The 8,121-nt window shown below is 42.2% G+C and carries 8 protein-coding genes; 7 read left to right on the forward strand and 1 reads right to left on the reverse strand.

The features are described from left to right. The 7 genes from EI162_RS12395 to EI162_RS12425 form a co-directional block, all read left to right on the forward strand. Positions 1-251 (forward strand): hypothetical protein (locus EI162_RS12395; RefSeq protein WP_192524645.1); only part of this gene is annotated, 251 nt, incomplete at its 5' end. A 21-nt stretch (positions 252-272) separates the two neighbouring features. Further along, complete coding sequence (locus EI162_RS12400; protein ID WP_192524646.1) at positions 273-680, forward strand: hypothetical protein; 408 nt, start codon at positions 273-275, stop codon at positions 678-680. Between the two features lie 222 nt (positions 681-902). Beyond that, positions 903-1,916: a DUF2931 family protein gene (locus EI162_RS12405; protein WP_225736992.1), complete on the forward strand. Its 1,014-nt coding sequence runs from the start codon at positions 903-905 to the stop codon at positions 1,914-1,916. Positions 1,917-2,212: 296 nt separating this feature from the next. Further along, positions 2,213-3,733 carry a DUF2345 domain-containing protein gene (locus tag EI162_RS12410; RefSeq protein WP_192524648.1) on the forward strand — a complete coding sequence of 507 codons (1,521 nt, stop codon included), beginning with the start codon at positions 2,213-2,215 and terminating at the stop codon, positions 3,731-3,733. After that, a complete protein-coding gene (locus EI162_RS12415) occupies positions 3,733-4,965 on the forward strand; it encodes a T6SS phospholipase effector Tle1-like catalytic domain-containing protein (RefSeq protein ID WP_192524649.1) in 1,233 nt (410 codons plus the stop codon). Before EI162_RS12410 ends, EI162_RS12415 begins: the two co-directional genes overlap by 1 nt. Before the next feature lie 123 nt (positions 4,966-5,088). Continuing rightward, the gene (locus EI162_RS12420) at positions 5,089-6,378 is read left to right on the forward strand and encodes a DUF2931 family protein (RefSeq protein WP_192524650.1); all 1,290 of its coding nucleotides are present in this window, start codon (positions 5,089-5,091) and stop codon (positions 6,376-6,378) included. Continuing rightward, the gene (locus EI162_RS12425) at positions 6,362-6,895 is read left to right on the forward strand and encodes a hypothetical protein (protein WP_192524651.1); all 534 of its coding nucleotides are present in this window, start codon (positions 6,362-6,364) and stop codon (positions 6,893-6,895) included. The genes EI162_RS12420 and EI162_RS12425 overlap by 17 nt, the downstream gene beginning before the upstream one ends. A 39-nt stretch (positions 6,896-6,934) precedes the next feature. On the opposite strand, the gene EI162_RS12430 is transcribed toward EI162_RS12425, so the two are convergent. Next, positions 6,935-7,918, reverse strand: a complete 984-nt coding sequence (locus EI162_RS12430) for a formylglycine-generating enzyme family protein (RefSeq protein ID WP_192524652.1) — start codon at positions 7,916-7,918, stop codon at positions 6,935-6,937. Positions 7,919-8,121: the final 203 nt, after the last annotated feature.

Raw genomic sequence — 8,121 nt, forward strand, 5'->3', positions numbered from 1 at the left:
GAGTCATTATATCATTTATCAATAAGTTATATCAACACACTATTAAAACAGAGCCTATTATTAATAACAGTCAATACACCCTACCTTATGTTACTGTCAGTGATCCCAACCTGCAAAAGATCATGCTCAATAAATACTTGCAATGGTCAAGTAAAGTCGAACAAAGCGCTGGTGAACAAGTCGTTCCAGTAAGTCTACCTAGGATCAATCCAGCAACCAATCAGTTTTATCGTACTGTTATCTCAGGCTAACTAAGCAAAAAGGATGCCATCATGAAATCAATCTATCTATCATTACTTTTAGCCAGCGGCTTAGGGCTAACCGCCTGTATCGACTTGGACTTGGGTGGGCAGTTTATGTATAAACAAGAGTATTTAAAAACTGACTCTGGCAATGCAGTAGGAGAATGTACCACACAGATCAATCCAGCAACAGACAAGCTTCTTTTTTCGCCACTACCCGAGAGATCAGCAAAAGAATATTGGGAAGATAACAACTTGCCTAAAGGGACGTTGTATTTTACCTGTGATGGGAGCACACCGTTGTTACCAAAGGATTGTCAAGGGAACGAGCTGACCACGCCACAGCTACGCCGCTATTGGAGAAAATATGATTTGCCTGTGGGTACTTATAAATTTGATTGCAGAAATGGTATACCCAAGGTGCCAGCAGATAGCTAGTTTTTAAGCCAATTAGTCTGTCTTATCTATCATCAAATAATGGCGATATCACAAAGATATGGTGTGCTGCTTGAGCACGCAATGGCAACATCACGCTATAGCACTTATAAAGGCACACTTATGAAAAGTATCAAGCTCGCCATATTATCACTGCTCGTTGTATCGCTCACGGCCTGCATTTTCTCTGGAAAAGACGTGGCTCGGGAGTTAAAAGGAATGTTTATGAAACAGAATAAAATGGGATTTTCTACGGCGGTTTTTGCGCCGCGCTACTACCCCGTTGAGCTGGTCGCAGGTGAATCGTTCTGGATGTATGACGATGGCTCAAGACGCGGTTTTTATGCGCACGCAGGAGGCGGCTGGCGGACAGCGGGCGCTGATGCTTCAGGTGGCTCTCGTATTCCTGATGGCATCAATCTAACATGGCTAGCACCATTAGAAGGCAAGTACTACCATGTCCGAGCCAGACTGCCCAAAGCAGAGATAGAAAGAAATTTTCAGCGCAAGCTCACTATGGATTTTGAAGACACTCCAAATACCGAACGGTTTAAACAAATACAATTGGCACTTGCTCCTGGTGGTTTTGTCTCTGTGCGTCTTGGCTGGGCAGAAGTTGAAGAGATGGCACAGTTTCAAGCAGAAGAGGTGGATATTCCATGGGAGTATTTTGCACAGGCCAATCACTTTAACCCTGAAGGCTTGAGTGAAGAAGAATACTTTGCAGGGTTTGTTGAGGATCAGCCAGAAGATATCCAAGCACAAAAAGCCAACGATACGTTTCCTATTGGCAGATGGAAGGCCTTTAATACTCAAAAATTCCCTTGGTATCTATCCACACCGCTTGATGTATATGGCTATACGGAATTCTTGATTAATGGTAACACGACATTTACCCCACAGTCTGAAGTAGACTTAACCACATACGTGGGAGAAAAAGCAGTCCCTGCTTGGTATCGACTGTACTTTAAGCATGAGGGCAAACGTTATCAAGCCATTATTCGCTTTAGCCAAAGTTCTCCAAGTGCCAAAGAAATGCCCGATGGCGATGTCGAGACATTTGAAATCTTTAAAACCTTTTTTGCGGAAAACAAAGAGCCTTCAGCACTGATGGTAAATATTGTTGATGGTAAGCTAGTCGCTGATTTAACCGTTGATGGTATCACCATGCAACATGTACCCTTACATGGTAGTTTTTATCGTCTATTGAAGGACGATGAATATAAATGGTTCAAATAAATTTGGTCTAAAAATAAAAGCACTTCTTTATATTGAAAAGTGCTGTTTTATTGACATAACCAACACTCCTATCACCTTTATCCCCCAACCACGCCTATAACAGCGCCCGCGATACTGGGGTTTGGGTATCAGCCACTTTACTTGACGCCACTATCCCCTACACCCCTTATCCCAGTTCTTTATCCTTTGTCAGTAGCACCTATCAAGGTCTCGCCCAAGCGCGTACTGGTGACACCAGTTTATCAGCCTCTCCTAGCTATGACTCAAGTGTCAGCACTGATAATTTACAACAAACCATGACCACGCCCGTTTGGTCAGGCATCAGTCCTCACGATGACGGCACTACCCCGCCGCTACGTAGTCTGCAACTATCATCCGGTAGCACTCATGGCTGGCAGTTCGCCCCACGTTTGGGACAGTCAGTCCTCTTAACCCACTGGTATGGCGATATCGACAGTCCAGTCATTAGCCGCGCACTGTTCGACGGTATCGGTATGGGCGATGTCGATGAAAAAGATATCACCACTCGTGATAGCGGACTATCGAATAGACACAACTTACAAGGCGGATCTTCCCCTAGATGGCATGGTGGTGGCCTCGGGCATTCGCAAATCAATGACGATGATGGACATAGTGGCTGGCTATCGGGTATTGCCCAGTATGGATTGTGTTCTGAGTCTGAGGTGAGCCTAAGCTTTGATGATACGCCAGGCAAAGTCGGACTACAGTGGTCGGTGAATACCGGCAGCAAAGCCAATAGCGAAAACCCAACGATTACCGACAGCGCCACCTTTGCCCCTGATGAACATGTGCTTGAGCTTGGCGTACTGCGGCATCGTTATAGCAATCATCAATCATCAACCAGTGGCCAAGGTATTAATCTGGCAAGTGACCATGGCTTACAAATCACCGGTGAGTCAGGCGTACTGCTATCCACTTTCGGTATCAGACACAGCCAGACAGAGCATGAGTCGGCGTGGGTCAATGATGCAGGACAACGTCAACTAAAACTGGGCACTGAGCTGAGCGAGACGCTTCTCGATGCCAAGCAGGCGCATTTGCAATCCACGGCAGCACTTAGCGATGCCAACCAAACGATAGAAGCCTTTAAAACCAGTGCTCAAATTATAGATGAGACGCTAAATACGGAAGTGTTAGGCGCGTCTGATGTGATGCTGGTCAGTCGTGACAGTATATTAGCCTCAGCAAGTAATACGCTTTGGACGGCGAAAACAATAGTCAGGCAGTCAGGCAGCACCCAGTCGGATGTGGTGGCAGGCAATTATACGCTGACGGCAAATACGATTGATTCGCTCGCTGGGGTCGGTGGACAAGCGAGCCTATCAGGGTTACATATCAGTGCCAATAGAGAGCCACTAGCGATACAAGCGCAAGGCGGTGAGCTGCAATTGCATAGTCAACTAGGTATGACGATTGGCAGTGAGTCGGGACAGGTGAATGTGTCGAGTCCTAAGCGTATTAAGCTGCAAACGTCAGCAGGAGCATCCATTACGATTGATGACAGTGGGATTAAGCTGGTGTGTCCGGGGACGATTACGGTGAAGGCAGTTAAGAAAGAGCTGGTATCTGGTGCGAGAGCTAATTATACCCCGCCTGAAGACCCTTATAATGAGATGTATATAGTTAAAGATACTCTAGGCAATCCTGTGGAAGGGTTTGCTTATAAAATTGAGACTTCTGAAGGTAAGATTTATCGTGGGATGACCAATGAGAAAGGCGAGACAATACGGGTTGGTTCAGGAATGAGAAAAGTTGATCTCACATTTAGCAAGGATTCTGATGAGGATGATGAGTAATGGCTAATCCGACTACTAAGACGAAAGACTCTTTCGTTCCAAAAGAAGTAGACGTCAAAACAGTGAATGTATTCTTCGATGGTACCAAGAATAATATGTTTAATACTGACGAATATGATAAAAATGAGCATTCTGAAACTAGTAGTTATGCCAACGCGTATTCTAATATAGCGTGGATGTTCAGAAAGGGAAAAATCAACAACGGACAAAGATGGGTATATATAGAAGGCATTGGGACTCGTAGAGGTGATACTAATGATGAGGTAGCAGGTTATGCTATGGGCGTTGGTGTCACAGGTGTCGCTCAGCGAGCTGAACAGGCCTTTGGTGCGATAGAGGAAGCAGTAGGAGCCGTACCTTCACTACTTCATATTAATGTTTTTGGTTTTAGTCGTGGAGCAGCTACTGCTCGCCATTTTGTTCACTTAACCAAATCAAAAAACAAACCATTTCCAAACTGGCAGCTATCACGTACTAAAATTAAATTTAAATTTATCGGAATTTTTGATACGGTCTCCTCTGTTGGCGCAAATTTCAATGATGATGTAAGAGAATTAAAGTTAGATTTTCGAGATCTTAGCGCTACCGATAAAGCGTTTACTAAAGTTTTTCATATCATAGCGGCTGATGAATATCGACTAAACTTTTCAGTGACTAACATTAATTCGGCCATTGGTAGCGGCTTTGGCTATGAAGTAACTATAAATGGTGCTCACGCTGATGTTGGTGGTGCTTACAATAATTTAACCAATGAGAGATACTCAACTTTAAGTAATCAGGAAAAAAACTGGTTAGTGGATAAGAATTTCTATAAAGAAAATAAGGGTGAACTAAATTCACTGTCAAGAGGTAGGGGTCAATTTAACCATATCTTTACACGTACAGGTATTAGAAACGATATACATAAAATATCATTGCAAATGATGGCAAGAATGGCGAGCAAATACGGTCAATTAAGCTTTCTGACTGGTAAACAAGGCTTGACGAATTACTATAACGCTACCACAGGCGACGTTAAAAAATTAATGACCAGTCTTCCTAACGAGGTTATCAATGCAGACCCATGGAAAAATGGTGCGAAAAGAGGCAGACGCGTAACAAAGACGCTATCAGAAAACGCTGCAACTAAAGCCCTAAGACACAACTATATACATTGGTCTGTGCAAAACGCAATAGGTTTTGAAGTTAGATTCAAAAGTGGTATTCCATTCAGAAAAATAATTAATGGCTAGTTTAATGATATTTAGCGAGAGTGCCCAATGATACGCGACTGGTCGACTACGACAAAGATTATAACCATTATTGTATTTGCGCTTTTATCCATGGCATTTGCGTGGGCATATAAGGAACAACAGATGAAAAATAATAAAGTAGTCGAATGGGGCGCTAAAATATCGAATGCTAGATATGCTCTGTATAAAAAAGACAATTTTGACAACATGATCAGCACACAAAAATCAGATAAAATACGCAGTTACAGCACTAGTTTTTATTTAAATGATGGCACTTGGTTGCGCTCACTTGATGGAGATAGCGGGATTTGGGGTTATGGTAGTACGCCACTAGGGGGTAACCCATTTGAGCAGCCACTACCTGATAAAGTGCGGGTAACTTACCTAGATAACATAACCAATCAATATTATCAGGGTGAGCACTCACTGCCTACTGATCAAATCTATGCGCTAATGACTAGCACGAGCAAAAAAGTAGAAGATAGCCATGAAAAACCTAATCCGAAAAGTGCCAACTACTATGGTATTGAGCTGGCCTTTGCGCCTGATGGCTGGGTCATTGTATTTCTCACAGGTTGGCCTAGGCGTCAAGAGGTTGCCTCCTTTCAAGCCACACCTATCGAACCTGATCCAAAGACATTAGAAGGCTCTCCTGTATCAAGTGGCGATGAAATGCTTTATATGAGTTATGATGCTTATTTACACACTAAAAGAACGGGGAAAGAGCACTATGCTACAGAATTTAAAAACAACCATCCAGAAGCTTATAAAAAATGGCAATCAGGCGATTGGACAATCTCCTCCGACTGGTATAAGCAAATGCAAACCAAGTATCCTTGGAACCTATATATCAGTATAGATGGGCAAGAATGGAATGGAGAGTACTACGCTGAGTTTGCTAATACTGAAAGGTTTGCTGTACTTGATGACCAATTTGATAAATACAATAGCGCACTCAAAGCTGTACCCACCAAGATCAGAACATGGGCGACTGACCAAGAATCGGATGAGCGTACCGAGGTTGAAGTGCATTTGTACCCAAGACCGCAGTGGTCTGCTCGAAGCACTAGCAGTGAATCCTATCAGCCTTACTACCAAGACCCTAATCTAAACTATTTCTTTAAGTATTTTGAGAATCTTTATCCTACACGCTCCCTTACCACTAATAATCAATCTGCAAGTCCTGATGAGTTTGCGACTCTTAAGATAAACTTTGATAAAAATTTAGTCTTAACCGATGCCTATTTGCAAAAAGGTAATCAGAAAACACCGCTTGAAGGCGCTTATCAATTTTCTCGTGCGCCAATAGATCTTGAAGAAGGTCAATATACAGCTAAACGGGGTTATCCTTTATTTATTACTGAACCAAATGCAGAGGACTTAAGCGATCCTGCTTTTGTTGATATTGATTGAGACTAATATTAGTGTCGATTGGGGTAACGTTGACATTGATTACTTACCCAGCCGAAAGGCAGCCATTATAAAGATATTTGAAACAGTAACCATCAAACGCGAATGGCAAAATGTATTACAACATATGCATCCAAATGGTGAAAAAAGCGATTTAGGACAGAATGAGGGCGATATTATTCGCTTGCTTAATTATGGAAAGTTTTTAGATAAAAACGTACAAGAGATATTAGACTTTGTAAACTCTAGAAGTACAGACATATTTAGAACAGATAGCGACTACAGTAAATATCTTATCCAATATTTAGAGATGAGGACAAAAGTCGCTCCTGAATACCCTGATGGTATAGAAGTGGTCAAAAACACCAGCCCGCAGTACGATATATTTATCAATCGTGGTAATGTCAATGACTATGAGTTTTATGCTGCCAAAAATCCAGAGCAATACGATCCAGCGGGCTTTGACGAAGATATTACATCGCCCTTCGGACGAGATGATGACGACAGTTATATGGTTTAAGTGGAAAAATTTAGCTTAGTTGATTTCTTGTTTTATGCGTCAAACTAGAGGAATCGACGCATTAGCAACGCATCTTGCTGATGTTGCACGATTCTGATTAAGTTTAGAATCGTCATCAATTAGAGGTGGATTGGGCAATTTGTGCCAGCGTTTTACGCTCACAGGACCCATCACCCTAATATTTCTAGCGTCACCTTCATTGGCATCTACGCTGCGCAATACTTTTTCTTTACCAGTTGATGGACCTTGTGGGTTATGTTCAGGACTATTTCCATAATACTTGGCATCATACCAATCAATCATCCACTCATAGTTTTGATTGGTCATATCATACAGTCCTAATGGATTAGGCGGATATAAACCAACAATTGGTACGTCCAAAATACTGTTATATTTATTACTGAATTCACGTGCTTGATTAAATGTCCATACATTACGACCATCATCTACTTTGCCAGTATCGGTTGGGAATAACACATACTGACCGCGATTACGCGCCGCATACTCCCACTGAGCTTCGGTCGGTAAACTCATCGGCACTTCCAGCTGTTGACCCAGCCACTGACAATAGTGCTGCGCGGTTTGCCAGTTGATTCCAGCAGCAGCATTAGGCTGATGTAGTTCTATGGCGTACTCTTGCATTCCTTCTCTAGGTTGCCCTGTCGCCATACTATAGATATCAAAGTCATCATAAGTCGCCTTGTAAGCATTCATACTAAAACTATCAAGTGTCACCTTATGCAAAGACTTATTATCACCACCGCTAGAGATTGGCAGCCCTTCCGTCCAGTCAAGTTTAGGACCAAAGTCGCCCATCTCATAGCTACCGCCTTCTATAAATTGCATGTTTTCTTTTTGCTGCGCTAAGAAGTTATCCAACTGCTTTTTTTCATCAGCGCTTAGATTACTACGGGTTTGCGGAATACCATTACTATCTGCCGTTGCTACAGGCTCTTTAGCACAGGCAGTCATGGCAAATAATGGCAAGATAAACAAAGTTACGAATAAAGGCTTTAGCGTCATAACAAGCTACAGTGATTTTTTGTTGAGAGTTCAGAAGGATTATACTAATAATTTGTCTTGATTGTCTAAGTAGAGACTTTAAATAACCCAATGAACATTACCTTTATTAATCACATTAATGTTAATAACGATGAGTTTTTATACTGCACTAACAATCGCAAACCATCACTATAGACTCTTTAAATAAAATAATATTTTTCTTG

The organism is Psychrobacter sp. FME6 (assembly GCF_014861365.1).
Taxonomy (GTDB): Bacteria; Pseudomonadota; Gammaproteobacteria; order Pseudomonadales; family Moraxellaceae; genus Psychrobacter.

What these genes read in the sequence shown, in the direction of transcription:
- EI162_RS12400 (WP_192524646.1), top strand. Translation starts at nt 273, where the DNA reads ATGAAATCAATCTATCTATCATTACTTTTAGCCAGCGGCTTAGGGCTA.
- EI162_RS12405 (WP_225736992.1), top strand. Translation starts at nt 903, where the DNA reads ATGAAACAGAATAAAATGGGATTTTCTACGGCGGTTTTTGCGCCGCGC.
- EI162_RS12410 (WP_192524648.1), top strand. Translation starts at nt 2,213, where the DNA reads ATGACCACGCCCGTTTGGTCAGGCATCAGTCCTCACGATGACGGCACT.
- EI162_RS12415 (WP_192524649.1), top strand. Translation starts at nt 3,733, where the DNA reads ATGGCTAATCCGACTACTAAGACGAAAGACTCTTTCGTTCCAAAAGAA.
- EI162_RS12420 (WP_192524650.1), top strand. Translation starts at nt 5,089, where the DNA reads ATGAAAAATAATAAAGTAGTCGAATGGGGCGCTAAAATATCGAATGCT.
- EI162_RS12430 (WP_192524652.1), bottom strand. Translation starts at nt 7,918, where the DNA reads ATGACGCTAAAGCCTTTATTCGTAACTTTGTTTATCTTGCCATTATTT.